24 protein-coding genes are annotated in these 23,481 nt (G+C 68.5%); 7 read left to right on the top strand and 17 right to left on the bottom strand.

The window, feature by feature from the left end; all coding sequences use genetic code 11:
* Window positions 1-21 precede the first annotated feature (21 nt).
* Window positions 22-2,148, top strand: coding sequence for a peptidase domain-containing ABC transporter (locus tag ACSFBE_RS14870; protein WP_435491171.1), 2,127 nt, complete (start codon window positions 22-24; stop codon window positions 2,146-2,148).
* Here the strand turns inward: ACSFBE_RS14870 and ACSFBE_RS14865 are convergent.
* On the bottom strand, window positions 2,107-3,123 hold the full coding sequence (locus tag ACSFBE_RS14865) for a P1 family peptidase (protein ID WP_435491170.1): 1,017 nt from the start codon (window positions 3,121-3,123) through the stop codon (window positions 2,107-2,109). The two genes, ACSFBE_RS14870 and ACSFBE_RS14865, sit on opposite strands and share 42 nt — an antisense overlap.
* Window positions 3,124-3,189: 66 nt before the next feature.
* Complete coding sequence (locus ACSFBE_RS14860) at window positions 3,190-3,639, bottom strand: winged helix-turn-helix transcriptional regulator (RefSeq protein ID WP_435491169.1); 450 nt, start codon at window positions 3,637-3,639, stop codon at window positions 3,190-3,192.
* A 67-nt stretch (window positions 3,640-3,706) separates the two neighbouring features.
* Here ACSFBE_RS14860 and ACSFBE_RS14855 point away from each other — a divergent pair, with 67 nt between their 5' ends.
* Window positions 3,707-4,567, top strand: a complete 861-nt coding sequence (locus tag ACSFBE_RS14855; RefSeq protein ID WP_435491168.1) for an SDR family oxidoreductase — start codon at window positions 3,707-3,709, stop codon at window positions 4,565-4,567.
* Between the two features lie 57 nt (window positions 4,568-4,624).
* Window positions 4,625-5,947: an NAD(P)/FAD-dependent oxidoreductase gene (locus ACSFBE_RS14850; RefSeq protein WP_435491167.1), complete on the top strand. Its 1,323-nt coding sequence runs from the start codon at window positions 4,625-4,627 to the stop codon at window positions 5,945-5,947.
* Window positions 5,948-5,950: 3 nt separating this feature from the next.
* Here ACSFBE_RS14850 and ACSFBE_RS14845 read toward each other — a convergent pair whose 3' ends face one another.
* From ACSFBE_RS14845 to ACSFBE_RS14815, 7 genes are all read right to left on the bottom strand, one after another.
* Window positions 5,951-6,250: a copper-binding protein gene (locus tag ACSFBE_RS14845; RefSeq protein ID WP_435491166.1), complete on the bottom strand. Its 300-nt coding sequence runs from the start codon at window positions 6,248-6,250 to the stop codon at window positions 5,951-5,953.
* 23 nt (window positions 6,251-6,273) lie between these two features.
* Entirely contained in the window at window positions 6,274-6,738 is a 465-nt protein-coding gene (locus ACSFBE_RS14840; protein ID WP_435491165.1) for a DUF411 domain-containing protein, read from the bottom strand.
* Window positions 6,739-6,764: 26 nt separating this feature from the next.
* Window positions 6,765-7,259 (bottom strand): cupredoxin domain-containing protein, encoded by a 495-nt coding sequence (locus ACSFBE_RS14835; RefSeq protein WP_435491164.1) that lies wholly within the window; start codon window positions 7,257-7,259, stop codon window positions 6,765-6,767.
* A 33-nt stretch (window positions 7,260-7,292) separates the two neighbouring features.
* Entirely contained in the window at window positions 7,293-8,675 is a 1,383-nt protein-coding gene (locus ACSFBE_RS14830; RefSeq protein WP_435491163.1) for a multicopper oxidase family protein, read from the bottom strand.
* Window positions 8,675-10,159, bottom strand: coding sequence for a TolC family protein (locus ACSFBE_RS14825; RefSeq protein WP_435491162.1), 1,485 nt, complete (start codon window positions 10,157-10,159; stop codon window positions 8,675-8,677). The genes ACSFBE_RS14830 and ACSFBE_RS14825 overlap by 1 nt, the downstream gene beginning before the upstream one ends.
* A gap of 78 nt (window positions 10,160-10,237) precedes the next feature.
* Entirely contained in the window at window positions 10,238-10,648 is a 411-nt protein-coding gene (locus ACSFBE_RS14820; protein WP_435491161.1) for a hypothetical protein, read from the bottom strand.
* A gap of 9 nt (window positions 10,649-10,657) precedes the next feature.
* Complete coding sequence (locus ACSFBE_RS14815; RefSeq protein ID WP_435491160.1) at window positions 10,658-12,727, bottom strand: heavy metal translocating P-type ATPase; 2,070 nt, start codon at window positions 12,725-12,727, stop codon at window positions 10,658-10,660.
* Window positions 12,728-12,800: 73 nt separating this feature from the next.
* Between ACSFBE_RS14815 and ACSFBE_RS14810 the strand changes: the two genes are divergently transcribed.
* On the top strand, window positions 12,801-13,274 hold the full coding sequence (locus ACSFBE_RS14810) for a Cd(II)/Pb(II)-responsive transcriptional regulator (protein ID WP_435491159.1): 474 nt from the start codon (window positions 12,801-12,803) through the stop codon (window positions 13,272-13,274).
* Window positions 13,275-13,280: 6 nt separating this feature from the next.
* Here ACSFBE_RS14810 and ACSFBE_RS14805 read toward each other — a convergent pair whose 3' ends face one another.
* Window positions 13,281-14,255 carry a glycerophosphodiester phosphodiesterase gene (locus tag ACSFBE_RS14805; protein WP_435491158.1) on the bottom strand — a complete coding sequence of 325 codons (975 nt, stop codon included), beginning with the start codon at window positions 14,253-14,255 and terminating at the stop codon, window positions 13,281-13,283.
* On the bottom strand, window positions 14,252-14,848 hold the full coding sequence (locus ACSFBE_RS14800) for a DUF1439 domain-containing protein (protein ID WP_435491157.1): 597 nt from the start codon (window positions 14,846-14,848) through the stop codon (window positions 14,252-14,254). Before ACSFBE_RS14800 ends, ACSFBE_RS14805 begins: the two co-directional genes overlap by 4 nt.
* Window positions 14,849-14,944: 96 nt before the next feature.
* Here ACSFBE_RS14800 and ACSFBE_RS14795 point away from each other — a divergent pair, with 96 nt between their 5' ends.
* The gene (locus tag ACSFBE_RS14795; RefSeq protein WP_435491156.1) at window positions 14,945-15,310 is read left to right on the top strand and encodes a VOC family protein; all 366 of its coding nucleotides are present in this window, start codon (window positions 14,945-14,947) and stop codon (window positions 15,308-15,310) included.
* A gap of 36 nt (window positions 15,311-15,346) precedes the next feature.
* Here ACSFBE_RS14795 and ACSFBE_RS14790 read toward each other — a convergent pair whose 3' ends face one another.
* Genes ACSFBE_RS14790 through ACSFBE_RS14770 form a run of 5 tightly spaced genes read right to left on the bottom strand, consistent with a single transcriptional unit; the run spans window position 15,347 to window position 19,152 of the window.
* A complete protein-coding gene (locus ACSFBE_RS14790; RefSeq protein ID WP_435491155.1) occupies window positions 15,347-16,171 on the bottom strand; it encodes an amino acid ABC transporter ATP-binding protein in 825 nt (274 codons plus the stop codon).
* Entirely contained in the window at window positions 16,155-16,808 is a 654-nt protein-coding gene (locus tag ACSFBE_RS14785) for an amino acid ABC transporter permease (RefSeq protein ID WP_435491154.1), read from the bottom strand. The genes ACSFBE_RS14790 and ACSFBE_RS14785 overlap by 17 nt, the downstream gene beginning before the upstream one ends.
* 16 nt (window positions 16,809-16,824) lie before the next feature.
* Entirely contained in the window at window positions 16,825-17,481 is a 657-nt protein-coding gene (locus tag ACSFBE_RS14780; RefSeq protein WP_435491153.1) for an amino acid ABC transporter permease, read from the bottom strand.
* A gap of 58 nt (window positions 17,482-17,539) precedes the next feature.
* Window positions 17,540-18,346 (bottom strand): transporter substrate-binding domain-containing protein, encoded by an 807-nt coding sequence (locus tag ACSFBE_RS14775; protein WP_435491152.1) that lies wholly within the window; start codon window positions 18,344-18,346, stop codon window positions 17,540-17,542.
* Complete coding sequence (locus ACSFBE_RS14770) at window positions 18,343-19,152, bottom strand: GntR family transcriptional regulator (RefSeq protein ID WP_435491151.1); 810 nt, start codon at window positions 19,150-19,152, stop codon at window positions 18,343-18,345. Before ACSFBE_RS14770 ends, ACSFBE_RS14775 begins: the two co-directional genes overlap by 4 nt.
* Window positions 19,153-19,336: 184 nt before the next feature.
* Here ACSFBE_RS14770 and ACSFBE_RS14765 point away from each other — a divergent pair, with 184 nt between their 5' ends.
* A complete protein-coding gene (locus tag ACSFBE_RS14765) occupies window positions 19,337-21,130 on the top strand; it encodes a PAS-domain containing protein (protein WP_435491150.1) in 1,794 nt (597 codons plus the stop codon).
* Here the strand turns inward: ACSFBE_RS14765 and ACSFBE_RS14760 are convergent.
* Window positions 21,102-21,542 carry an OsmC family protein gene (locus ACSFBE_RS14760; RefSeq protein ID WP_435491149.1) on the bottom strand — a complete coding sequence of 147 codons (441 nt, stop codon included), beginning with the start codon at window positions 21,540-21,542 and terminating at the stop codon, window positions 21,102-21,104. The genes ACSFBE_RS14765 and ACSFBE_RS14760 overlap by 29 nt on opposite strands.
* 226 nt (window positions 21,543-21,768) lie before the next feature.
* On the opposite strand from ACSFBE_RS14760, the gene ACSFBE_RS14755 reads away from it, so the two are divergent.
* Entirely contained in the window at window positions 21,769-23,472 is a 1,704-nt protein-coding gene (locus ACSFBE_RS14755) for a long-chain fatty acid--CoA ligase (RefSeq protein WP_435491148.1), read from the top strand.
* The last annotated feature ends 9 nt before the right edge of the window (window positions 23,473-23,481 follow it).

Raw genomic sequence — 23,481 nt, 5'->3', positions numbered from 1 at the left:
CTATTCGACGAGCGCGCCACGATGCTTGAGCGGTTGCAGTTTGGCTTTAGGCGCAAGTTGCGGCTCGTGTTGCAGACCGAAGCCGCGGAATGCGGGCTGGCATCCCTTGCGATGGTCGCTGGCTTCCACGGATACAACACCGACTTGGCAAGCCTGCGCGCTCGCTATGCGGTTTCTCTCAAGGGAGCGACCCTCGCACAGTTGATGAAGATCGCCAGCAGCATGGGCTTTCAAAGTCGACCCGTGCGGCTTGACATGGCGCAGCTCGATCAACTTGCTCTCCCTTGCGTTCTGCACTGGGATCTCAAGCATTTCGTGGTCTTGCGGCGAGTGCGGCGCAACACCGTTGAAATCATGGATCCGGCGCGCGGGCTGCGGGTTTTGAAGAAGACGGAGGCCGGCCGGTCGTTCACCGGGGTGGCGCTGGAACTGGCACCGGGGCTGGCTTTCAAGCCTCGAACCGACAGGCAGCAACTGCGCGTGGGCGCCTTGCTGAAACGCGTGCAGGGGCTGCGCTCCGCGTTGCTGCAGATCTTCGCGCTGGCCTTTGCCATGGAAGTGTTCGGTTTGGTCTTGCCGTTCTTCTCGCAGTGGGTCATTGATGACGTCCTGGTGTCGAACGATGCCGATCTTCTGGTGGTGCTGATGATCGGGCTCGTGACCGTCGGCGCGGTTCAGGTCGCAGCCGGTTGGGCGCGCGGCTGGGTGCTGATGCAGGTCACGACTTTGCTCAACCTGCAATGGACGAGCAACGCGTTTGCACATCTTCTGCGGCTGCCGATGCCCTGGTTTGAAAAGCGCCACCTGGGAGATGTGATTTCCCGGTTTGGAAGCATCGGCGCCTTGCAACAGGCGCTCACGGGCGGGATGGTGGGCGCGGTCATCGACGGCATCATGGCGGTGGTGACGCTGGGGGTCATGCTGGTGTACAGCGCGCAGTTGGCACTGGTGGCGGGCTCCGCCGTGACCCTCTACGCGTTGGTGCGCGTGATTCGTTATGGCGCGTTGCGCAGTGCCAGTGGCGAGCAGATCGTTCGTGCGGCACGGCAGCAGAGCTACTTCATGGAGAGCATCCGCGGGATGCAGGTGCTCAAGCTCTTCAATCGCGAGGACGACCGCCTGCGGCGATTCATGAATCTGGCGGTAGAGAGCACCAACGCGGGCTTGTCGGTGCAACGCCAGGTGTTGTCGTTCAACACGCTCAACGGTTTGTTGGTGACGTTCGAGAACGCGGCGATCTTGTTTCTGGGCGCGAAGCTGGTGCTGGGTGGCCAGTTGTCGGTCGGCATGCTGATTGCCTTCCTTGGCTACAAGGCGCAATTTATGGCGCGTGCCTCTGCCCTGGTCGATCAGACGCTCGCGTTCAAGATGCTGGGTCTTCAGACCGAGCGCTTGGCCGACATCGTGTTGGCCGAGCCTGAAACGAGGATGGGTGCAGCCGCGCATCGCTCCAGCGAGGCGTTCAGCGGATCCATCGAATTGCGCAATGTGCGCTTTCGCTATGCACCGGGCGAGGCCTGGGTGCTCGACGGCGTGAACCTGAAAATTCTGCCGGGGGAGTCCGTCGCGATCGTCGGGCCGTCCGGATGCGGCAAGACGACCTTGCTCAAAATCATGCTGGGACAACTGGAGCCGCAAGAGGGTGAGGTTCTGGTTGCAGGCATACCGCTCAAGCAACTGGGGCTCCAACACTACCGCGACCGGATCGGTGTTGTCATGCAGGACGACCGGCTGTTCGCCGGTTCCGTTGCAGAGAACATCGCGCTTTTCGACCCGCAAATCGATCATGAGCAGGTCGAGGGGGCCGCGAAACTCGCCGCCATTCACGAGGAAATCTGCCGCATGCCGATGGGATACAACACGCTGGTAGGTGACATGGGCAATGCGCTGTCCGGCGGTCAGCGTCAACGTGTCGTTCTGGCTCGTGCGTTGTACAAGCGACCCGCGATGTTGTTCCTGGACGAAGCAACGAGCAACCTGGACGCCACCACGGAGGGTGTCGTCAACCAGGCCGTCTGTGAACTCGACATGACCCGGATCGTGATTGCGCATCGCCCGCAGACCATCCAGGCGATGGGGCGCGTCATCGTGCTGGGCGTGCCGCCGCTACCCCATGTCGCAGACAGCAGGGACAAACAAGCCGCCTGAAGTCACAGACATGGCCGCACGCACCGCGCGCACCGTGGCGCGCGCCACGGCCTCGGCGGCCATCGCGCCGAGCACGGTCATGCCCGGCGTCGTGCCGTCGAGCGGCACGCGGCCGGTGGCCAGCGCGAACAGCGTGTCGCCGTCGCTCATGGTGTGGACCGGGTTGATGCTGCGCGCCAGCCCGTCGTGCGCCACCATCGCCAGGCGGTTGGCCTGCACCTTGGTCAGCACCGCATCGGTGGCGACCACGCCGATGGTGGTGTTGGTGCCGGCCAGCAACGGCTTGGGCAGCTCGCCTCGCATCAGCGCACGGCGGGTGTCGAGCAGCGCAGCGCCGTCGGCGGTGCGCGCTCCGGCCACCACCTGCGCGGTATCGGGGTCGATCACGTCGCCCAGCGCATTGCAGGCGATCAGCGCGCCCACGGTGACGCCGCCGACGGTGATCGACGCGGTGCCGATGCCGCCCTTCATCGCCCGTTCGACACCGAACAGCTTGCCGACCAGTGCGCCGCTGCCGGCGCCGACGTTGCCCTCGGCCGGCGGCTGCGTCGACGCGGCCTCGCAGGCGGCATAGCCCGCGGCGGCGTCGGGCCGGATGCGCGCGTCGCCCATCGGCAGGTCGAACAGCACCGCGGCCGGCACGATCGGCAACGTGCCGAAGCGCACGTCCAGGCCAACGCCGCGTTCTTCCAGCCAGCGCATCGCACCGTCGGCGGCCGCCAGGCCCCAGGCGCTGCCGCCGGCCAGCAGGATGCCGTGGACCTGCTGCACCAGGTTGCCGGGCGCGAGCAGGTCGGTTTCGCGCGTGCCGGGCGCAGCGCCGCGCACGTCGACGCCGCCGACGGCGCCCTCGCGTGTGAGGATCACGGTGCAGCCGGTGGGCCGGCGGCTGTCGCTGAAGTGGCCGACCTCGATGCCGGCGACATCGGTGATCGCGCTGGCCTGCGGCGGGGCGTTGGAAGGGGTGTGTGACATCGGCCGGCATGATACGGCGGTGGCCTGCCGGCCCGGGATCGCGCCGCCGATGTACCGGGCGTCGAACTAGGGCCGACGGCCGTCCTGGGCCCGAAGAATCCGGGGCAGGCTGGTCTCGATCCAATCGGCCAGACCCCGGACCTTTTCCGCAGCCTCCAGGCCGAGCGGCGTGAGGCTGTACTCCACGTGGGGCGGCACGACGTCGAAGGCCACGCGGTCGACCAGGCCGTCGCCCTCGAGCGCCTGCAGCGTCTGGGCCAGCATGCGTTCGCTGACGCCGCCGATCGCCCGGCGCAGCTCGCTGAAGCGGTGCATGCGTGTCTCCAGCACCAGCAGGACCAGCACGCCCCACCGGCTCGTGAGGTGCTGGAGCACCTGGCGCGAGGGACAGGTTGCGACCAGCAACTCGCCGCGACGCATGGCGCCCCGCAGCGCCGACGTGTCCTGGGCGGGGGGCCGTGGAGCGGGCTGCTGCGGCACGGGCTGCGGCGGCGTGGGGAGGGTACTTACTTTCATGTGCGTACTTACAAAAAGTTTGTGTAGATCCTACAGTGCCTGCTTTCATCACTTCACAGGACATCTCATGAAAGTTGCAGTCACCGGCGCCACCGGCCAACTCGGTCGCCTCGTCATCGAAGGACTTCGCGCCAAGCTGCCGGCGGCCGACATCGTCGCGCTGGTTCGCAGCCCTTCGAAGGCTGCCGACCTGGGTGTCGAAGCCCGCGAGGCCGATTACAGCCGCCCGGAAACACTGAGCCGGGCGTTGGCCGGGGTGGAGACGCTGCTGCTCATTTCCTCCAGCGAAGTCGGTCAGCGCGTGGCGCAGCACCGTCATGTGATCGATGCGGCCAAGGCAGCGGGCGTCACGCGCGTGGTCTACACCAGCCTGCTCCACGCCGACCGCTCGACCTTGAGCCTGGCGCCCGAGCACGTCGAGACGGAGGCGCTGCTGCGCGCCTCGGGCCTGCATGTCACGTTGCTGCGCAACGGCTGGTACACCGAGAACTACACGGCCTCGGTCGGCTCCGCCGTCGCCCATGGCGCGTTCATCGGCAGTGCCGGCGACGGCCGCATCGCTTCGGCCGCGCGTGCCGACTACGCCGACGCTGCGGTGGCGGTACTGAGCACGCCGGGCCACGAGGGGAAGACGTACGAACTCGCAGGCGACTCGGCCTATACCCTGGCCGAACTCGCGGCGGAAATCACGCGCCAGACGGGCAAGGACATTCCCTACAAGAACCTGCCGCCGGCCGACTTCACCGCTGCGCTCGCCGGCGCTGGCGTCCCGGCACCGTGGCCGGAGGCGCTGGCGGCGATCGACGTCGAGGTGTCGAAGGGCGCACTGTTCGACGACAGTCGCGCCCTGTCGTCGCTGATCGGACGCGCCACGACGCCGCTGGCAGTGTCGGTCGCGGCGGCGCTGCAAGGTCAATCATCGCCGTGATCGCCACTGTCGGGCGAACGTCGGGCCAATGGGGCCGCGCCACGTACGATCGGCGTGATGAAGGTACGTGAACATCCAGAGAGCCTTCGATCCACGGAAGTCGGGCGCCATGTCGTCGTCATCGGCGCCGGCGCGGTCGGCAGCGCAACAGCCATCGAAGCCTTGCGCTCGGGGCTGCGCGTCACCGTGATCGAGCCAGGCGAGCCCGGTGCCGAGCACGCCACCAGCTATGGCAATGCCGGCTGGCTGTCGTCCCATTCGGTCGTGCCGCCGGCCTTGCCGGGCGCCTGGCGCAAGGTGCCGGGCTGGCTGGCCGACCCGCTCGGTCCGCTGGCGGTGCGCTGGCGCCACCTGCCGCGCGCTGCGCCATGGCTGCTGCGCTATCTGCTGTCGGGCTGGACCGAAGCAAGGGTGCAGCGCACCGCCGATGCGTTGCGCACCTTGCTCGTCGATGCGCCGCAGCTGCACCAGCAACTGGCGAGCGAGGCCGGCGTGCCGCGGCTGATCGAACACCGCGGACTGCTGCACGTCTATCGCTCGCAGGCCGAGTTCATGGGCGATGCGTTGGCGTGGCGCGTGCGAGAGCGCACAGGGGTGCGCTGGGCCCAGTGGGATGCGGCGCAACTGCGCGCGCACGAGCCCGACCTCGACGACCGCTACACGCTCGGCATCTTCGTGGCGGAGGCCGGGCACTGCCGGGATCCGGGCGCCTATGTGGCGGCACTCGCGCGCCATGCCGAGCGGCTGGGCGCGCAGCGCGTGGTGGCGCGTGCCACGGGTTTCCGCATCGAGGGTGGCCGGCTGCGGGGCGTGCTGACCGACCATGGCGAGATCGCCTGCGACGCGGCGGCCATCTGTGCTGGCGCGCACTCGGCCGGGCTTGCGCGTGCGGCGGGCTCGCCGGTGCCGCTGGAGTCAGAGCGCGGCTACCACGTGATGGTCGACGCCCCCGGGGGTGGTCCGCGCACGCCGATGATGGCGGCCGACGGAAAGCTGATCGCGCACAGCATGGACGGCGGCCTGCGCGCTGCGGGCCAGGTGGAGATCGGTGGGCTCGATGCGGCACCCGACTGGCGCCGTGCCGACATCCTGTACAGCCACCTGCGCTCGATGTTTCCTGCCTTGCCGCTCGATGCACAGGCAGCCGGCGTGCGCCACTGGCTGGGCCACCGGCCGAGCATGCCCGATGGGCTGCCCTGCATCGGGCCTGCGGCTGCGACGCCCGACGTGGTGCTGGCCTTCGGCCACGGCCATGTCGGGCTGGGCGGTTCGGCCCGCACTGGCCGACTGGCGGCGCAGCTACTCGCCGGCCGGACGCCGGAGACGTCGCTTGCGCCCTTCGACCCGCAGCGCTTCAGCCGCAGGCGCGCCGCGGCTTGAGGCTCAGTTCGCCGGCTCGATCGTCATCACCGTGAGCGCGCCGTCGACCTTGTCGGCGGTGAACCGTACCTTGTCGCCTGCCTGAACCTGCGTGAGCAGGGCGGGCTCCTTCACGCGGAACACCATCGTCATCGGGCTCATGTCGATATTGGGAATCTCGGCGTGGCGCAGCGTGATCTTCTGCTGTTCGGTGTCGACCTTGCGCACCTCGCCGTCGACCAGGGGCAGCGGCGCCTGGGCGAAGGCGGCGAGGGACAGGGTGGCCAGGCCGAGGGTCAGGGGCGTGATGAATCGTCGCGTCATGAAGGGTCCCTTCGTCGGTGGGTTCAACGGTGGCTGCTGAAGACGCGCGAGCCGCCACCGGCCAGCACCAGCAGCACGTCGTAGGGGTCGCGCTTGTCGCCGTATACCGCGCCGTCCATGCCCGGCGAGCCGATCGGCATGCCGGGAACGGCGAGGCCCACGGCACGGGGTCGTTCCTTGAGCAGTCGTCGCAGGTCGGCTGCAGGCACGTGTCCCTCGATGGCGTAGCCGTCGACCTGCCCGGTATGGCAGGAGCCGAACTGTGCGGGGATGCCCAGACGTTGGCGCGCCGCGGCATTGCCTTCGTCGTGCACGCGCGTGGCGAAGCCGTTGGCATTGAGGTGCTTGACCCAGTCGAGGCAGCAGCCGCAGTTGGGGTCTTTCCAGATGTCGACCATCGGTGCGGCCGCATAGGCGCCCGGCGACAGCAGGGTGCCGACGGCGAGCAGTGCGAAGGGCGTGTGGCGCAGAAGCGTGCGTCTTTTCATGAGGGACTCCATGTTGTTCAGCGGGTTCATCGGGCGGGCAGCACACGCACGCGCCCGGCCATGCCGAGTTCGTAGTGGTCGCCGACCAGGCAGGCGAAGTCGAAGTCGCCGGGGCGGTTGAAGTGCCACACCAGCTCGCCGGTGCGGCCGGCTTTCACATGCGCCATCCACGGGTCGTCGTGCTCCATGGTGGGGTGCTTCTTCATCTGTTCGGCATGTTCGTCGATGGTCGCGCGGGTGCCGAGCACCAGCTCGTGCAGCTCCTTGCCGCGGTTGCGCAGGCGCAGGCGAACGGTGTCGCCTTCGCGCACCTCGATCACCGACGGTGTGAAGCGCATGTCGTCGGTCATGGCGATGTCGATGGTGCGTCGCACGGCCCGGGCTTCGCCGGCGATGCCCCAGGCCTGCTGTTCGGGCGGCAGCGCGGCCTGCGTGGCACGGGGCGTGTGCGCTTCATGTGCCAGGACGAAGGCCGGCGCTGCGAGCAGGGCACTGGCGATGAGGGTTCGGAAGAGTTTCATGGGGGATCTTTCGAGAAGAAGTGAGGGAGGGGTTCAATGCGCGTGGCCGCCATGGCCGGAAGGTTTGCGCACGCTGGCGTCGGGGGCACCCGTGGCGCGCGGCACAGCCGGTGACGGTGCGGGCGGCGCGCTGCCGCCGGGCACCTCGCGCGCGACTGTGCCGGCCGGGTGCTTGAACCAGCCGGGGTCACGGTAGTCGCCGGGCCGCTGGTCGCGCCGCACCTTCAGCAGCGTGAACATGCCGCCCATCTCGGCGGGGCCGAAGGGGCCGCTGCCGGTCATCATCGGCATCGTGTTATCGGGCAGCGGCATCTCCATCGCGCCCATGTCGGCCATGCCCTTGTCGCCCATCACCATGTAGTCGGGCACCAGCTTCTGGATCTTCTCGGCGATGCCGCGGTGGTCGACGCCGATCATGGTGGGCACCTCGTGCCCCATCGGTCCCATCGTGTGGTGGCTCTTGTGGCAATGCAACGCCCAGTCGCCTTCCTCGTCGGCGACGAACTCGACCTGGCGCATCTGGCCGACCGCGACGTCGGTCGTCACTTCGGGCCAGCGTGCCGTCTTCGGTACCGGCCCGCCGTCGGTGCCGGTCACTTCGAACTCGTGGCCGTGGATGTGGATCGGGTGGTTCGTCATGGTGAGGTTGCCCACGCGGATGCGCACGCGGTCGCCGCGGCGCACGTTGAGCGTGTCGATACCGGGGAACACGCGGCTGTTGAAGGCCCAGGTGTTGAAGTCGGTCATGGTGTTGACCTTGGGCGTCGCGCTGCCGGGCTCGACGTCGAAGCTGCCCAGCAGGAAGCAGAAGTCGCGCTGTACCTCGGCGATCAGCGGATGCCGGGCCTTCGGGTGCGTCACCCAGAAGCCCATCATGCCCATCGCCATCTGCGTCATCTCGTCCGCGTGCGGGTGGTACATGAAGGTGCCCGGCCGGCGCGCGACGAACTCATAGACGAACGTCTTGCCCGGCGGAATGTGCGGCTGCGTGATGCCGCCGACGCCGTCCATGCCGTTGGGCAGGCGTTGGCCGTGCCAGTGCACTGTCGTGTGCTCGGGCAGGCGGTTGGTCACGAAGATGCGCACGCGGTCGCCCTCGACCACCTCGATGGTCGGGCCGGGCGACTGGCCGTTGTAGCCCCACATGTTGACCTTGAAGCCGGGCGCCATCTCGCGCACGACCGGCTCGGCGACCAGGTGGAATTCCTTGACGTTGCCGTTCATGCGCCACGGCAGCGTCCAGCCGTTGAGCGTGACGACCGGGTTGTAGGGCCGGCCATCGGGCGGCAGCAGCGGCGCGGCGGTGGCGGTGGACGACTGCGTGTGCGCGTCGGGCAGCGCAGCAAGCGCGACGCGGCTGACGCTGGCGGCGGCCACGGCGGTGGCCGCGCCGGTGAAGAAGTGGCGGCGGTCCATCAGTGGGCTCCTGCGGTGGGGGCGGCGGCGCTGTCGCCGGAGGTCTGCAAGGCGCTCAGGCCCGCGGGCGAACTGCCGGTGAGCGCGAGTTGCAGCTCGGTGTCGGCGAGCCAGAAGTCACGCTGCGCGTCCATGGCCGCGTTCACCGCAAGCATGCTGGCGCGCGTTTCGGCGAGCAGTTCCCACACGCTCGCGAGCATGCCGTTGTAGCGCAGCAGCATCTCGTCGTTGACCTTCTGGCGCAGCGGCAGCACCTCGGTCTGGTAGCGGTGCGCCACGTCCCACGCGCTGCGCCATCCGCCGTAGGCTTCGCGCGCCTCGCTCGCGGCCTGCAGGCCGGTGGCGCGCACGCGGACGGCCGATTGGCCGTAGAGCGCCTCGGCGCGCGCGTTGCGGGTCTGCCCCCAATCGAAGAGCGGGATCGGCAGCGCCAGCTCGACGCCGCGTTGCGTGCTGCGGCCACCATCGGCGTCGTTCGAGAAGGTGGTGTTGCGCACCGCGCCGATCTCCAGTGCATCGACGAAGCGCGTGGCCTTCGTGAGGCCGAGCGAATCGGCGGTGGCCGTGGCCTCTGCCTGCGCGGCGCGCACGTCGAGCCGGTCGCGCAGCGCGCTGGCCTGCACGTCCGGCAGCGTGGGCGTCGACACCGGCAGGGGCGGCAGGCGGTCGGGCAGACGGTATGCCGACTGCGCGCTCGTCAGGCCCATCAGTCGGGTCAGCTGTTCGCGGCTGGCCAGCGCCGCTTGCTCGGCGCGCGCGAGCTGCGCCGACGCGTCGGCCAGGAGCAGTTGCTCGCGCGTGCGCTGCAGTGCGCTCCAGTTGCCGACCTGCGTCATGCGATGCGCCAGGTCGGCACCGGCCTCGGCCGCCGATCGGGCGTCGCGCAGGTAGATCACCGCCTGCTGCGCCGCCACCGCGCGCACCCAGGCCCGACGCGTGTCGGCTGCCAGTTGCAGCACGCTCTGCGCCGCCTGCAGCTTGGCGACCTCATGGCGCTGGCCGGCCCAGCGGGCCTGCCAGGGCAGGGTGAGCAGGCCCAACACGTTGAAACTCAGCGCGCGTTCCAGCTCCAGTTCGCGCCCTTCGCGCAGGCGGCCGAAGGCGAACACGGGGTTGGGCAGCGACGCGGCCTGCGCGCGGTCGGCATCGCTCAGTTGCAGCGTCGCGAAGGCCTCCTGCATGCGCGGGCCGTTGGCCAGTGCGATGCGCACGGCGGCCTGCGCGTCGAGCGGTTGCAGCAGGAGCGCATCGATGGCTTGCCGGCTGGCGTCGTCAGGTGCGCGGCGTGGCGTGGCATCGCCGACGATCGGGTTGCGCGCGACGAGCGCCTGCACGTCGCGCTCGCCGCCATCGGGTGAGACGCTGGCGCAACCAGCCAGAAAGAGCGCAAGCGCGGCGGCCGCCGCACGATGCGTGAAAGGAAGACGAAGGCCGCCGTCAGGACGGCGCGGTCGGCCCCGGACGGGGCGATGAAATTGGGACACGATGGATCTCCACGAGCGAGGAAACGGCCGCATAGCACCCCGAACAGGCGATCAGCGGACGGACTGCGGGCAGGGAGATCAGGAAATAGGCGGCTTGAAGCCCTGAACGGCTTCGGCGCTGGCGAAGCGCATGGCGCCGGCGACCGGCGCGTGGGCCGGCGCTGCGGCCGGCATCGGCACCTCGGGCCAGGCCGTCACCGCAACGGAATGGCAGAACTGGCAGGTGTCGCAGGTGGTGTGCGCGCCATGGCCGCTGTCGGGTGCGTCGTGTGTGGCACCTGGGTCCATCGCGGCATGAGCTGCATGCATGTCGTGGGCGTCTGCCGACGGCGTGGTGTGTGTCGTGTGCGTCGCCATGGCGCCCTCGGCCATGGCATGCATCGCGTGGCCGGTCGTGGCCTGCTGCACCGGCGCGAGCATCATGGCCTCGCCCAGCCAACCGCGCAGGGGCAGCAGAACAATGGCGAGGACGAGCACCAGCAGACGCATGGGTCGATTCTAGAGCCGGGCGCGCAGCAGCCTCAAGCCATTCGCCACCACCAGCAGGCTCGCCCCCATGTCCGCGAACACCGCCATCCACATGGTCGCGCTGCCGAAAACCGCGAGCGCGAAGAAAACCACCTTGATGCCCAGCGCGAGCGAGATGTTCTGCCACAGCACCGTGTGCGTGCGGCGCGACAGGCGGATGGTCTCGGCGATGCGGCCGAGGTCGTCGTTCATGATCACCACGTCGGCCGTTTCCATGGCGATGTCGGTGCCGGCCGCGCCCATCGCGAAGCCGATGTCGGCCTGGGCCAGTGCCGGTGCGTCGTTGATGCCGTCGCCGGTCATGCCGGTCATGCCGTAGCGCTCGCGCATGTCCCGCACCGCTTTCAGCTTGTCGTCGGGCAGCAGGTCGCCGCGCGCGTCGTCGATGCCGGCGGCGTCGGCCACGGCGCGGGCGGTGAGCGCGTTGTCGCCGGTCAGCATCACGGGCGTCACGCCCAGCGCTTTCAGGTCGGCCACCGCTTGGCGCGCGCCGGGCTTGACGGTGTCGGCCACCGCGAAGAGGCCGAGTACCGCCTGCGCATCGGCCAGCAGTGTCACGGTGCGGCCTTGCCGTTCGTGCGCGGTCAGGGCCTGCACCAGCGCGTCGCTGCGCAGGCCGCGCTCGTCGATCAGCCGCAGGTTGCCGAGCACCAGCGCGCGCCCACCGATGCGGCCTTCGGTGCCGCGTCCCGCCATGGCACGGACATCCGCCACGTCGTCGCGCTGCAGGTCGATGCCCGCGGCGATCGCCTTCGACACCGGATGGTCGGAGCGCGCGGCGAGGCTGCCTGCCAGGCTGCGTGCCTGCGCCTCGTCCGCGCCGCCCCAGGCCTGAAAAGCGACCAGCGCGGGCTTGCCCTCGGTCAGCGTGCCAGTCTTGTCGAGCGCCACCGCGCGCAGCTTGCGCGCGCCCTCGAGGTGCGTGCCGCCCTTGATGAGGATGCCGCGCCGCGCCGCAGCGGTGAGGCCGCTCACGACCGTCACCGGCGTGGAGATCACCAGCGCGCAGGGGCAGGCGATGACCAGCAGCACCAGCGCCTTGTAGATCGCATCGAGCCAGGCCCAGTCAAGCAGCAGCGGCGGCAGCACCGCCACGGCGACTGCCAGTGCGAACACGGCCGGCGTGTAGACCGCGGCGAAGCGCTCGATGAAGCGCTGCGTCGGCGCGCGCGAGGCCTGCGCCTGCTCGACCGATTCGATGATGCGGTCGAGCGTGGTGTGCCCGGCCGCCGCGGTCACGCGCATCTCCAGTTCGCCGGTCTGGTTGACCGTGGCGGCGAAGACCGCATCGCCGACGGCCTTGTCCACCGGGATGCTCTCGCCGGTGACGCTCGCCTGGTCGACCGCGCTGCTGCCGGCCGTCACCACGCCATCGAGCGGCACGCGCTCGCCGGGGCGGATGCGCACCACCGCGTCGACCGCGACGCTGCGTGCCGCCACGCGCTGCCAACGGCCGTCGACACCGCGCACCTCGGCTTCGTCGGGCGCCAGTGCCATCAGGCCGCCGATGGCGTTGCGCGCGCGGTCGGCCGCCTTGTGCTCGATGAATTCGGCCAATGCGTAGAGCGCCATCACCATCGCCGCTTCGGGCCACTGGCCGATCAGGAAGGCGCCGGTGACCGCCACCGCCATGAGCGCGTCGATGCCCAGCTTGCCGCGCAGCAGCGAGCTCAGGCCGCTGCGGTAGATGCCGGTGCCGGCCAGCGCGATGGCCAGCGCCGCGAGCACCATGCCGCCGACGCGGCCCACGGTGGTGTCGGGCAGGAGCAGGTGGCCAAGTTCGGCCAGCACGGCGACGACCAGCGCGGCGATGATGCGCGGCAGCGCGGGCAGCGGGCCGTGGTCGTGCCCGTCGCCGTTGGCCTCGTCGTGCGCGTGATCGTGACCGTGTCCCGCTTCGCCATGCGCGGGCACGGCAGGCGCTACGGGCGCGCTGGCGGGGCGCAGCCGCATCGGCGCACCGCAGCAGCTTTCGCAGCCGGTGGCGTCTTTGACCGGGCGCTGTGGCACGGTCGTGGCGGAGGCGTGATCCTGGGACATTCGGGGCGTGCGCTTTCTGGATTCTGAAGATGTGCCACGATTGGAAACGTTGAAGTCACTTGAAGGTCAAGCCATGTCTGCTTCCATGCCGCGCGCCGCTGAAGGTTTCCGCATCGGCGAGGCAGCGCACGCCAGCGGTGTGAGCGCTGCCAACATCCGTTACTACGAGAAGCAGGGCCTGATGGCGCCGCAGGGCCGCAGCGACAACAGCTACCGCCTCTACAGCGATGCCGACGTGCATACGCTGCGTTTCATCCGCCTGTGCCGGGCGATGGACATGTCGCTCGACGAGGTGCGCACGCTGCTCGGCCTCGACCTGCGCAGCAAGGCCGATTGCGATGCCGCCTGCGTCGCGCTCGACGCGCACCTCGGCCATGTGCGCGAAAGGCTGCGCGAACTGCGCGCGCTGGAGAAAGACCTGCTCGCGTTGCGCAACAGCTGCGACGGCAGTGATGCGCAATGCCACATCATCGAAGCGCTGCATGCGCGGGCCGATGCGCAGCCGCTGCGCGGCGAGCGCGGCACCTCGGCCACGCGGCACGTCTGATTGCCGTTAGTTGACCGGCCCGGCCGGCAGCGGCATCGGTAGGCCCCGCAGGCGCACCTCGGTGCGCAGCAGGTCGGGGAAGTCGCTGATCAGCCCGTCGACACCCAGGTCGATCAGGTTCGCCATATCGGTGCGCGTGTTGATGGTCCAGGGAATCACCTGGAGGCCGAGGGCGTGTGCTTCCTTCACCGCCGCAGCGGTCACCGTGTTGCCGGCGGGCGACCAGACAACCGGCCCCGGCGCGGTGCCGGCCACGGCCTTCACCAATTGCGGTGTGGAGCCGAAATCCGCCGCATTCAGCCCCGCCGTCCAGCGGCTGTCCTTGAGTGTGCGCGCGGTCGTGAGGTAGGCCCGCGGCATCTGCGGCGTGATCTTTCCGACCAGCACGAGCGAGCGCCAATCGAAGCTCTGGATCGTCACGCGCTCGGCCATGCCGGCCTTGTCGATCTCGGCCAGCAGTGCTCGCACCATCGCCTCGGGCGATGCGCTGTCGTCGGGGCGAGCCGGGTCGAGCTTGGTCTCGATGTTGAAGCGCACGGCATGGGCGCGGCGTTCCTTCACCAACGCGAACACGCCCGCGAGGGTGGGGATGCGTTCGCCGTCCTTCGACGTCTGCGTCGCGAACTGCTCCGCGTACTGGCTGCCCGGTCGCAGCCGGCCCACGTCGTAGGCCTGCAGCTGGGCGAAGGTGAGCGACCGGATCAGCGGGCCGGTGGCGGGCAGCCACGCGCCGGTGGCGTCGCGCGTGTGGTCCGGGTTCAACGCCATGTCGTGCGACACCACCACCACGCCATCGGCCGTCAGCGCGACGTCGAGTTCGAGCGTGCTCACACCGAGGGTGATGGCCTGGTCGAAGGCCTGTAGCGTGTTCTCGGGCCATAGGCCACGGCCGCCACGGTGCGCCTGGATATCGAAGGCGTGCGCGGCGCTGAGCGCAAGCGCCGTCAGCGCTGCGACGAAGACGGCGCGCGTGTTGCTCATTTGAGCGCTACTTTGATGTCGTCCTGTTGCACTGTGATGTCACCGATCTCGTAGGTCTTGCGGCCGACGGTCAGCTCCTCGGCCTTGAAGGTGTGCAGCGGGTAGTCCCGCAGCAGCTCCTGCGCCACCAGGCCACCGATCTGCTGAAGCCGTTCGGCGTCGCGGCCGTTCAGGCCCTGCAGCTCGATGCGCTCGGCGCGCGGGTCGTGCAGGCGCAGCGTCAGGGCCGGCACGTCGTACTTCAAGGCACTGCTGACCGACACGATGCCCTCGACGCTCGAAGGTTGCATCAACGGGCTGCCGATGGTCATCAAGGCCGTGATGGCCGCGCGGTTGCCGGTCGGGTCGAGCACCAGCCTCGGGTCGCGCAGGTTCACCGAGAACAGCTCGGCATAGCGCTGGCGCACCGGGAAGCGCTTGGCGATCTGCGCCTGCAGCTCGTCGCGGCCGATGGTGTATTCGCTGGTGAAGAAGTTGAAGCCGGCCAGGGCGGCGACGGGGGCCGCCACGGTCGTGCCCACGATGACTTTCAGGACGGTCCTGCGGCGGGTCGAACCGCTGACGGCTGCGTAGTGCGAAGAAGATTGCTGCATGGCGGCTTCGAGCTTGCCATAGATGGAATCGTTCCATGTCGGCGAATTGCGGCCATGCGATCATGGCCGTTCTTCAGTCAACATCAGGACACATGCATGGCAGTCACGGGCCGGGACAGGCAAATCGACAACATCGAGTTCAACGTCACTGACATCGCGCGCAGCAAGGCGTTTTACGGCGCGGTGTTCGGTTGGACCTTCACCGACTACGGGCCCACGTACAGCGAATTCAGCGATGGTCGATTGACCGGCGGCTTCACGACAGGCGAGCCCATCCGCCCGGGCGGGCCGCTGGTGATCCTCTATGCAGACGATCTTGCCGAAACGCAGCGGCGCATTGAGGCGGCGGGCGCCACCGTCACGAAGCCGGTCTTTGCTTTCCCCGGCGGGCGCCGTTTCCACTTTCTGGATCCGGATGGCTACGAGTTGGCGGTTTGGTCCGAACAGCAGGGCCAAAGTTGAACGTTGCCGAGGCCGCTCCTGTGCAGCCGCCCGCTGCTAGTCGTGCAGCGAAGACAGGAACTGCTTCAACTCCGGCGTCTGCGGATTGCTGAACAGCTCGGCCGGCGGTCCCATCTCGTGGACCCGGCCCTGGTGCATGAAGATCACGCGGTCGCCCACCTTGCGGGCGAAGCTCATCTCGTGCGTGACCATCAAGAGGGTCATGCCCTCGTCGGCCAGCGACTCGACGACGCGCAGCACCTCGCCCACCAGCTCGGGGTCGAGTGCCGAGGTGATCTCGTCGCACAACAGCACGGCCGGCTCCATCGCCAGCGCGCGTGCAATGGCCACGCGTTGCTGCTGGCCACCGGAGAGCTGCTCGGGCATGGCGTCGAACTTCTCGGCCAGATTCACGCGGGCCAGCAACTTGCGCGCCTGTGCGGCGGCCTCGACCTGGCCGCGCTTCTTCACCAGCGTCGGCGCGAGCATCACGTTCTTGCCGACTGTGAGGTGCGGGAAGAGGTTGAAGCCCTGGAAGATCATGCCCACGCGCTGGCGCAGCTCGCGCATGGCCATGGCGCTCTCGTGCAGCAGCGGCTTGTTGTCCACAGAGAGGGAACCCTCCTGGAACACCTCCAGCCCGTTGATGCAGCGCAGCAGCGTGCTCTTGCCCGAGCCGCTCTTGCCGATGATGGCGATCACCTCGCCGCGCTTGACGGTCAGGTCGATGCCCTTGAGCACCTCGTTGGTGCCGTAGGACTTGCGCAACGCCGTGATCTGCACGATGGGTGCACCGGTGGCGACATGAGCACCGCCCGCATCGGCAGCGGCAATGGCGGTGGAAGCGGACGGCGAGGTGGACGAATTAAGCACGGCGGACATGGGTCTTCCTCTCGAGATGTTTGGCGAACAGACTGATGGGGAAACACAGCGCGAAATACATCAGCGCGACGCAGCTGAAGACCACGAAGGGCTGAAAGGTGGCGTTGGAAATCATGCTGCCGGCCTTGGTGAGCTCCACGAAGCCGATCACCGAGGCGAGCGCCGTGCCCTTGACCACCTGCACCAGGAAGCCGACGGTAGGCGCGGTCGCGATCTTCACCGCCTGCGGCAGGATCACGTGGCGCATCTGCTCGCCGAAGGTCATCGCCAGGCTGCCCGACGCTTCCCATTGCCCCTTGGGGATCGAGGCGACGCAACCGCGCCAGATCTCGGTGAGGAAGGCGCTGGTGTAGAGCGTGAGCGCCACCGTGGCGGCGGTCCACGCCGACACCTCGACGCCCATCAGCGCGATGCCGAAGTAGGCGAGGAAAAGCTGCATCAGCAGCGGCGTGCCCTGGAACAGCTGGACGTAGGTGCCGATCGCGCGGTCGAGCCACTTGCCCGCGCGCAGCCGCAGGAAGAGCAGCAGCCCGCCCACCAGCCCGCCGCCGACGAAGGCGATCAGCGACAGCACCACCGTCCAGCGCAGGGCCATCAGCAGGTTGCGCAGGATGTCCCAGAGAGAGAAGTCGTTCATGCGTGGGTCCCTCGGTTCAGCGGCCGAAGAAAAGACGGGGGCCGGCCCAGTTGAGCAGGCGGCGCAGGCCGATCGACAGCGCCAGGTAGATCAGCGTGGCGATGATGAAGGCCTCGAAGGCGCGGAAGTTGCGGCTCTGGATCAGGTTGGCCGCGTAGCTCAGGTCTTCCACCGAGATCTGGCTGCAGACCGCCGAGCCGAGCATCACGATGATGATCTGGCTCACCATGGCGGGCCAGACCTTCTTGAGCGCGGGCGGCAGCACCACGCGCAGGAACACCTGCATCTTGTTGAGCGCCAGGCTCACCGCCGCTTCGATCTGCCCCTTGGGTGTGGCCTCGATGCCGGCGCGGATGATCTCGGTGGCGTAGGCACCGAGGTTGGCCACCATCGCGATGATCGAGGCCGTCTCCGGCGTGAGCTTGACGCCCGCGGCCGGCAACCCGAAGAAGATGAAGAAGAGCTGGACGATGAAAGGCGTGTTGCGGATCAGCTCCACATACGTGCCCACCACCCAGCGCAGCCACGCCGGCCCGCTGGAGCGGGCCCAGGCGCAGGCCACGCCCACCACCATGCCGATGAGCGTGGCGATGGCCGTCAGGCCCACGGTCCACGCGATGCCCTTGACGAGCAGCCGCCAGTCGACCAGAACGGCGCCGAAGTCGAATTCCATGTGAGAAGCTCCTTGGCGCTGCGCGCCTGCGGCAAGCGAAGACGGGGAGAGCGGCTGATCAGACCGGCAAGTCGCCAGAGGCTTTGCCCAGCCACTTCATCGACATCTTGTCGAGCGTGCCGTCCTTCTTGGCCGCGGCGATGATCTCGTTGACCTTGGCCTTCAGCGCGGTCTCGTTCTTGGCGATGCCGACGAAGCACGGGCTGTCCTTGAGCAGCAGCTTGAATTCGGCGCTGACCTTCGGGTTCTTGGCGAGCATGTCGCCTGCCACGGCGGCGCTGGTTGCGACGGTCTGCGTCTGGCCGGCCACGAAGGCGGCGATGGTCGCGTTGTTGTCTTCGAAGCGGCGGTAGTCGACGTTCGGCGGCGCCACCTTGTTCAGTTCCTGATCTTCCATGGCGCCACGCGTCACGGCCACCGTCTTGCCGGCCATGTCGGCGAAGCTGGTGAGCTTCAGGCTCTTGGCGGCGTACACGGCCTGGAAGAAGGGCGCGTAGGCGGAAGAGAAGTCGATGACCTTCTCGCGCTCGGCGTTCTTGCCCAGCGTGGAAATCACCAGGTCGGCCTTCTTGGTCTGCAGGTAGGGGATGCGGTTGGCGCTGGTGACCGGCACCAGTTCGACCTTCACGCCGAGCTTGGCGGCGATGAGCTGCGCCATCTCGATGTCCAGGCCGATGGGCGTCATCGTCTTGTCGACCGAGCCGTAGGGCGGGTAGTCGGTGGGCACCGCGACCTTGAGGGTCTTGGACTTCAGGATGTTGTCCAGCGCAGCCTGGGCGTGCGCGCCGCCGGCAGCGAACAAAGCGGAGGAGGCCAGCGCCAGCAGGGCGAACTGGCGCTTGGACACGGAGAGAACGGACTTCATAGCAAGGCTCCTAGGTAAGTCGATGAATCGTCGGAAGGGGTTGCGGGCTTGGCGGGCGTCTTGCGAGCCGCCTTGCCTTTCACTGCAGGGCTTGTATGCAAGACCTGTGCCTTAGGCTTGTCGCCCGAACTGGTGCCCTGAAGCGGGGCCAGTGCATCGCGCAGGTGCGCGAGCGGGTCGTTCTGGGTCTGCTGGCGCAAGGCGGAATGCACCGTCCCGATGTGCTCGGCCATCAAGGCTTCGGCCGTTGCGGCGTCGCCCCGGGCCAGTGCGTCGACGATGCGCACGTGGTCGTCGCATGATTGCGCGGCGTCGTGCGTCGACTGGTAGAGCATGGCGATCAGCGTGGTGCGTGCCGTGAAGTCGCGCAGGGTCTCGGCCAGCAGGTTGTTGCCCAGGCACTCGGCCAGACAGACGTGGAAGTCGCCCAGCAGGAAGCTGCGCGCGCCCACGTCGCTCTCCTTGATGGCGGTCTTCTCGCGCTGCAGGTGCTGCTTCAGGCGGCGCAGTGCCGCCTTGTCGACGCTGCCGGCACTGCGGATCAGGCCGACCTCGATCACGCGGCGGGCCTCGAAGGCCTCGCGCGCTTCTTCCTCGGACGGCTCGATCACGAACCAGCCCCGGCGCGCCGAAACGGTGACGATGCCGCGCGCTGCCAGGCGGGTGAGGGCCTCGCGCACGATGGTTCGGCTGCAGTCGAACAGCATGGCGAGTTGCTGTTCGCCCAGGCGGGAGCCGGGCGCCAGCTTGCGCGCCATCACCGCTTCGACGATGCGTGCACTGATTTCGGATGCGGAGATGGACATGGTCCACACAGCAGCAGGATCTGTGCCACTGGTATGCAAGGCCTGTGCACCAAGCCGGTGAATTGCGCGTGGCGGTGCGTGCGCGCGTGCCTTTCACAGGCGCTGGAACGCAGGCTTCGCAGGCAGAATCCAAGCCCATAAGAACAACCGCAGACCCCGCATGTCCCCGCGTGATGGCTCCCCGATGAACTCCGACCCGCCGCCGGCGGGCGACCGGTCCGCCTGCGCCGTGGCGGAACTTCTCAGGCCGGTGGCCGAAGCGCTGGACGGTCTCGGCATCGCCTGCTGCCTGTTCGACGCGGCCGACGACACCCTGCTGTGGAACCGCACCTTCCTTGCTTTCTTTCCCGAGCAGGCGGGCGCCATTGGCGTCGGGACGCCGTATGCCGAGAACCTGCGGCGCTTCTACGGCCAGCGACTCGATGCGCGGGAGATGCCGTCGATCGACCGCTACATCGCCGAAGGCGTCGCGCGCCATCGTGCGCAACAGCGTCCCTTCGGCTTCAGCCACGACGGCCGCCAGTTGCAGGTGGCGTCCCTGCCGCTGCCCGGGCTCGGCCGCATCCGCCTGTGGCGCGAGGAAGCGCCTACCGACGGCGCCGGCGCGGCGGTGCTGGGCCGGTTGCCGGAGCCGCTCGAGATCGACGGCGCTGCGCTGTTCGACCATGTGGCCGAGGGCATCATGGTGACGGGCGCGGACGAACGGATCGCCTGGGTCAACGCGTCCTTCGTCGGCCTGTACGGGCTGGCCGACCGCCGGGCTGCCCAGGGGCTGGGCTTCGAGGAGATCTACCGGCTGGCATGGTCCGGCGCCGCGCCGTCACCGCGCGTCCTGTTCGAGACGGGGCTGGCCACCCTGGGCGAGAACATGCGCTTTGCCGGCGCCCCCTTCGAGCTGCCCCTGCCCGAAGCGCGCTGGGTCCGCGTGGTGGCGCAGCGTGGACCCGACGGGCGGGGATTCTTCGCGCACGTCGACATCACCGTGCTCAAGCGCCAGCAGCAGCAACTGCTGACGGCCGAGCGGCGGGCGCGCGAAAGCGAAGCCCTGTTGCGGCAGAAGTCGACCCTGCTCGAGGTCACGCTGGAGCGGATGGAGCAGGGCATCCTGATGGTCAATGCCCAGCGGGTGGTCGAGGTGTGCAACCGTCGCGCGATGCAGTTGCTCGACTTGCCAGAGTCCCTGATGGCATCGCGGCCGAGTTTCCAGGCGGTGCTCGACTACCAGATGGCGCAGGGGGAGTTCGACCGGACGCCGATCGACGTGCTGACATTCATCCGTTCCGGCGGCATTCTCGGCACCTCGCAGCGCTATGAGCGCGAGCGCCCCGATGGCCGGGTGATCGAGATCTTCAGCGTGCCGCTCGAAGGCGGCGGCATGGTCCGTACCTACACCGACATCACCGAAAGGCGCCGGAGCGAGGCCCGCATCCGGCATCTCGCCCGGCACGACGGGCTGACCGGGTTGGTCAACCGCGAGTTTTTTCTGGAAAGCCTGGCCGAGGCGCTCGATCGGGCCGGCGCCGAAGACGAGGTCTTCGCGGTGCACTACATCGACATCGACCTCTTCAAGCCCATCAACGACCGCTTCGGCCATTCGGTCGGCGATCAGGTGCTGGTGAAGATGGCCGAGCGCATGCGGGAGGTCGCCCGCGGCGGCGAGGTGCTGGCGCGGTTGGGCGGCGACGAGTTCGCACTGCTGCAATCGGGCGGCGGCGGCGTCGATGCCGACGAGGCGCGCGGGTTGGCAGTGCGGCTGCTGGCGGCCCTCGAGCGGCCGATGGACATCGAAGGCCACCGGCTGACGCTGGGCGCGTCCATCGGCATCGCGCTGTACCCAGAGGCGGGGCGGGACGCCGACCTGCTGCTGCGCCATGCCGACCAGGCCATGTACGCCGCCAAGGCGCACGGCGCGGTCTGCGTGCAGGTCTATGCCGACGACCTTCCGGCGATCAGGTCTTCAGGGTCGCTGTCAGGGTGATCTCCGGCACGCTGGCGAGCGCCTTCGACAACGGGCAGCCGCCCTTGGCGGCCGCGGCGATGGTCTGGAACTTGGCCTCGTCGATGCCCGGCACGCTGGCGTCGAGCTCCAGGGCGATGCGATCGATCTTGAAGCCGGCACCGTCCTTGGCCAGCCGGACGGCGGCGCGGGTGTCGATCGCCGTGGCGGCCAGCCCTTCGGCCTCCAGCGCGAAGGCGAAGGCCATGGTGAAGCAGGCGGCGTGGGCCGCACCGACGATCTCCTCCGGGTTGGTGCCGGTGCGGTCGTCGCCGAAGCGGCTGGCAAAGCCGTAGGGATAGTCTTTGAGCGCGCCGGTCTCGGTGCTGATCTTGCCCTGGCCGGTCTTGCCGGCGCCTTCCCAGTGGACGCTTGCCTTCTTGTCTGCTGCCATGTGATCTCCTTGGGGGGTGTTGGGTGGTGGGAACCGGAGCTTCCTTGTAGAACGCCAGGCCGGCTGCGTCTGTCGTCCTTTCGCCCGAGGGCGATCCCCCTTTCGGCCGAGGGGCGCATCCCCCGTGGGTGAAGCCAGCGCGTCGCGGACGCGACGTCTTCGGGGCTTCTCCCCATGCGTCGGCGGCGGCGCGGGGCTTAGGCTCCCGGCTTCGTCTGGAGATTTCATGGACCGCCCGCATCACAAGTTCTGGCCCAAGCGCCTGCCGCACGCCATCACCGTCCCCGCCACCTCGCTGTGGCACAACCTGGTCACCTCCGCCCAGCGCTATCCCGACAAGGCCGCACTGATCTTCTTCGGCACCGTGCTCAGCTACCGGGAACTGGTCGAGCAGGCCGAGCGTTTGGCCGGCACCCTGCATGCGCTGGGCGTGCAGCGTGGCGACCGCGTGCTGCTGAGCATGCAGAACTGCCCGCAGCTGGTCATCGCGCACTTCGCCATCCTGCGCGCCAACGCGGTGGTGGTGCCGGTCAATCCGATGAACCGGGCCGAGGAGTTGAAGCACTACATCGTCGACCCCGATGCGAAGGTCGCCATCACCACCGGCGACCTCGCGCCCGAGCTGGCCAAGGCCAGCGACGCGCTCGCGCCCGCGCAGCGGCTCGCGCACCTGATCGTCACCCAGTTCACCGATGCCTTCGATCCCGAGGCAAGCGGCGACGAAGGGCCGGCGCCGGCCTGGCGCGACTGGCTTCTGACGCGCCATGCGCTGCCGGCCCTGGCCGATGGCAGCGCCCTGCATTGGCAGGACGCCCTGGCCGCCGGCCATGCACCCCCGCCCCATGTCGTCGGTGCCGACGACATGGCGCTGCTGCCCTACACCAGCGGCACCACCGGCTTGCCCAAGGGCTGCATTCACCACCATGCGAGCCTGATGCACAACGCGGTGGCGGGCCAGCTGTGGGGCTCGGTTTCGCAGGAGGCGGTGGTGCTAGCCGTGGTGCCGATGTTCCACATCACCGGCGTGGTGAGCATGATGCACACCTCGATCTATTCGGGCGCCACGATGGTCGTCATGCCGCGCTGGGACCGCGAGGTGGCGGGGCGCCTGATCTCGCTGCGCAAGGTCACGAGCTGGACCAACATCCCGACGATGGTGATCGACCTGTTGGGCAGCCCCAACTTCGCCAGCTTCGACCTGAGCAGCCTCACCTACATCGGCGGCGGCGGTGCGGCGATGCCGCAAGCGGTGGCGCAGCGCCTGTTCGAGCAGTACGGTCTGCGCTACCAGGAAGGCTACGGCCTGACCGAGACTGCTGCGCCTTCGCACGCGCAACCCTTCGACCACCCGAAGCAGCAGTGCCTGGGCATTCCCTACATGAGCAGCGATTCGCGCGTGGTGGACCCGGACACGCTCAAGGAATTGCCGGTGGGCGAATCCGGCGAGATCATCACTTGCGGCCCCGAGGTGTTCCAGGGCTACTGGAAGCGCCCCGACGCCACCGCCGCGGCCTTCGTCGACTTCGACGGCAAGCGCTACTTCCGCACCGGCGACATGGGCCGCGTCGACGAAGACGGCTACTTCTTCATGACCGACCGCCTCAAGCGGATGATCAACGCCAGCGGCTTCAAGGTGTGGCCGGCCGAGGTCGAGTTGCTGATGTTCAAGAACCCGGCGATCCAGGAAGCCTGCGTCATCGGCACCAAGGACGCCTACCGCGGCGAGTCGGTGAAGGCCGTGGTGGTGCTGCGACCGACGCACCAGGACACGACCGAGCAGCAGATCATCGACTGGTGCCGCGAGAACATGGCGGTCTACAAGATCCCGCGCCAGGTGCAGTTCGTCGACGCACTGCCCAAGAGCGGCGCGGGCAAGGTGATGTGGCGGCTGCTGCAGGAGAAGGAAGCCGAGGCGCCGGCGCGCGTCTGAACCTCGGCA

Source organism: Variovorax sucrosi, assembly GCF_051216635.1.
In the GTDB taxonomy this organism is placed as follows: domain Bacteria; phylum Pseudomonadota; class Gammaproteobacteria; order Burkholderiales; family Burkholderiaceae_C; genus Variovorax.
Note: the sequence above shows the minus strand (reverse complement) of the source record. Positions and strands in the feature narration are given on the sequence as shown.

Bases quoted from the DNA above. Each gene is read 5' to 3' on its own strand.
- ACSFBE_RS14870 (WP_435491171.1), top strand. From the start codon at position 22: ATGCTTGAGCGGTTGCAGTTTGGCTTTAGGCGCAAGTTGCGGCTCGTG.
- ACSFBE_RS14845 (WP_435491166.1), bottom strand. From the start codon at position 6,250: ATGACGCGACGATTCATCACGCCCCTGACCCTCGGCCTGGCCACCCTG.
- ACSFBE_RS14775 (WP_435491152.1), bottom strand. From the start codon at position 18,346: ATGAAGTCCGTTCTCTCCGTGTCCAAGCGCCAGTTCGCCCTGCTGGCG.
- ACSFBE_RS14790 (WP_435491155.1), bottom strand. From the start codon at position 16,171: ATGTCCGCCGTGCTTAATTCGTCCACCTCGCCGTCCGCTTCCACCGCC.
- ACSFBE_RS14800 (WP_435491157.1), bottom strand. From the start codon at position 14,848: ATGCAGCAATCTTCTTCGCACTACGCAGCCGTCAGCGGTTCGACCCGC.
- ACSFBE_RS14850 (WP_435491167.1), top strand. From the start codon at position 4,625: ATGAAGGTACGTGAACATCCAGAGAGCCTTCGATCCACGGAAGTCGGG.
- ACSFBE_RS14815 (WP_435491160.1), bottom strand. From the start codon at position 12,727: ATGTCCCAGGATCACGCCTCCGCCACGACCGTGCCACAGCGCCCGGTC.
- ACSFBE_RS14840 (WP_435491165.1), bottom strand. From the start codon at position 6,738: ATGAAAAGACGCACGCTTCTGCGCCACACGCCCTTCGCACTGCTCGCC.
- ACSFBE_RS14865 (WP_435491170.1), bottom strand. From the start codon at position 3,123: ATGTCACACACCCCTTCCAACGCCCCGCCGCAGGCCAGCGCGATCACC.
- ACSFBE_RS14835 (WP_435491164.1), bottom strand. From the start codon at position 7,259: ATGAAACTCTTCCGAACCCTCATCGCCAGTGCCCTGCTCGCAGCGCCG.
- ACSFBE_RS14760 (WP_435491149.1), bottom strand. From the start codon at position 21,542: ATGGCAGCAGACAAGAAGGCAAGCGTCCACTGGGAAGGCGCCGGCAAG.
- ACSFBE_RS14765 (WP_435491150.1), top strand. From the start codon at position 19,337: ATGAACTCCGACCCGCCGCCGGCGGGCGACCGGTCCGCCTGCGCCGTG.
- ACSFBE_RS14860 (WP_435491169.1), bottom strand. From the start codon at position 3,639: ATGAAAGTAAGTACCCTCCCCACGCCGCCGCAGCCCGTGCCGCAGCAG.
- ACSFBE_RS14785 (WP_435491154.1), bottom strand. From the start codon at position 16,808: ATGAACGACTTCTCTCTCTGGGACATCCTGCGCAACCTGCTGATGGCC.
- ACSFBE_RS14755 (WP_435491148.1), top strand. From the start codon at position 21,769: ATGGACCGCCCGCATCACAAGTTCTGGCCCAAGCGCCTGCCGCACGCC.
- ACSFBE_RS14805 (WP_435491158.1), bottom strand. From the start codon at position 14,255: ATGAGCAACACGCGCGCCGTCTTCGTCGCAGCGCTGACGGCGCTTGCG.
- ACSFBE_RS14855 (WP_435491168.1), top strand. From the start codon at position 3,707: ATGAAAGTTGCAGTCACCGGCGCCACCGGCCAACTCGGTCGCCTCGTC.
- ACSFBE_RS14820 (WP_435491161.1), bottom strand. From the start codon at position 10,648: ATGCGTCTGCTGGTGCTCGTCCTCGCCATTGTTCTGCTGCCCCTGCGC.
- ACSFBE_RS14810 (WP_435491159.1), top strand. From the start codon at position 12,801: ATGTCTGCTTCCATGCCGCGCGCCGCTGAAGGTTTCCGCATCGGCGAG.
- ACSFBE_RS14770 (WP_435491151.1), bottom strand. From the start codon at position 19,152: ATGTCCATCTCCGCATCCGAAATCAGTGCACGCATCGTCGAAGCGGTG.
- ACSFBE_RS14830 (WP_435491163.1), bottom strand. From the start codon at position 8,675: ATGGACCGCCGCCACTTCTTCACCGGCGCGGCCACCGCCGTGGCCGCC.
- ACSFBE_RS14780 (WP_435491153.1), bottom strand. From the start codon at position 17,481: ATGGAATTCGACTTCGGCGCCGTTCTGGTCGACTGGCGGCTGCTCGTC.
- ACSFBE_RS14795 (WP_435491156.1), top strand. From the start codon at position 14,945: ATGGCAGTCACGGGCCGGGACAGGCAAATCGACAACATCGAGTTCAAC.